At 63.1% G+C, this 1432-nt stretch carries 1 protein-coding gene; it reads left to right on the top strand.

The features are described 5' to 3' along the window. Positions 1–184: 184 nt before the first annotated feature. Positions 185–1432: IS256 family transposase (locus HJ588_RS18900; RefSeq protein WP_212756224.1), on the top strand; the 1248-nt coding region annotated here is incomplete at its 3' end.

The raw sequence follows: 1432 nt of genomic DNA, 5'->3' as shown, positions 1-1432 counted from the left end.
GGGACTATCGCAATTTCGGTGTTTCTGGTCCGTGACACGCCCCATGGTTGGGGCGGGACCGGAGTAGTAACGCATGACACTGCAGGACGTGAACAACAGCAACGAGGAGCCGGCAGGGACGCGACCTGCTCGGCGTGAGCCCGCGGACCGCCGACCGAAGAAGACCGACGTGGAACGTCGCCGCATGGAAGCGCTCACCGAGCTGGTGCGCGATGCGCGCGCCAACGGTGACTCGTTGACTGGCCCGTCGGGTCTGTTGAAGGATCTGACCAAGATGGTGCTGGAGATCTCCTTGGAAGAGGAGATGACCGAGCACCTCGGACACGGCAAGCATCAGCCACCGTCAGCATCAGCGGACGACACCGACACTGCCTCGGAAGCTACCAATGAGGGTCGTATCCGCAACGTTCGCAACGGCTCCCGGACCAAGACGGTGCTGACCGACAACGTCGGCAAAGTCGACATCACGGTGCCGCGGGACCGGACCGGCACGTTCGAGCCGGTGATCGTGCCCAAGCACCACCGCAAGCTCGGCTCGGTCGAGCAGGTTGTGCTCTTGCTCTCACTGACCGCGAAGGGCCTGACCACTGGGGAGATCAGCGCCCACCTGGAAGAGATCTACGGCGCGTCGGTATCCAAGGACACGATCAGTCGGATCACCGATCGAATCAGCGAGGAGATGAACGAATGGCTGGCTCGCCCGCTGGATCCGGTGTACGCGGCGATCTTCATCGACGCGATCGTGGTCAAGGTCCGCGACGGGCAGGTCGCTAACCGGCCCTTCTACGCCGCGATCGGTGTCACCGTTGACGGGCGGAAGGACGTGCTCGGGTTGTGGGCCGGCACTCCAGGCGATGGTGAGGGCGCCAAGTACTGGCTCGCGGTGTTGACCGAGCTGAAGAACCGCGGCGTGGCCGACACCATGTTCGTCGTCTGTGACGGCCTCAAGGGGCTACCTGCCGTGGTGGAGAGCGTGTGGCCGGACGCGACCGTACAAACATGCGTCATTCACCTGCTGCGCAACTCCTTCCGGTTGACGTCGCGAAAGTACTGGGACCAGATCGCCAGGGAACTCAAGCTGGTGTACACCGCGCCCAAGGCTGAGGCGGCACGAGCGGAGTTTGCGAAGTTCACCGACACCTGGGGCCAGCAATATCCCGCGCTAATCCGGCTATGGGACAACGCGTGGGAGGAATTCACCCCGTTCCTGGCCTACGACGTCGAAATCAGGAGAATCCTGTTCAGTACCAACGCGATCGAGTCGCTCAACGCACGCTACCGGAGGGCAGTCCGTGCCCGTGGGCACTTCCCGAACGAGCAAGCAGCACTCAAATGCCTCTACCTCGTCACCAGGTCACTGGACCCGACCGGGCGAGGACAGGCACGATGGACCATGCGATGGAAGCCAGCACTCAACGTGTTCGCGACCGTC

The organism is Flexivirga aerilata (assembly GCF_013002715.1).
Classification (GTDB): Bacteria; Actinomycetota; Actinomycetes; order Actinomycetales; family Dermatophilaceae; genus Flexivirga; species Flexivirga aerilata.
Note: the sequence above shows the minus strand (reverse complement) of the source record. Positions and strands in the feature narration are given on the sequence as shown.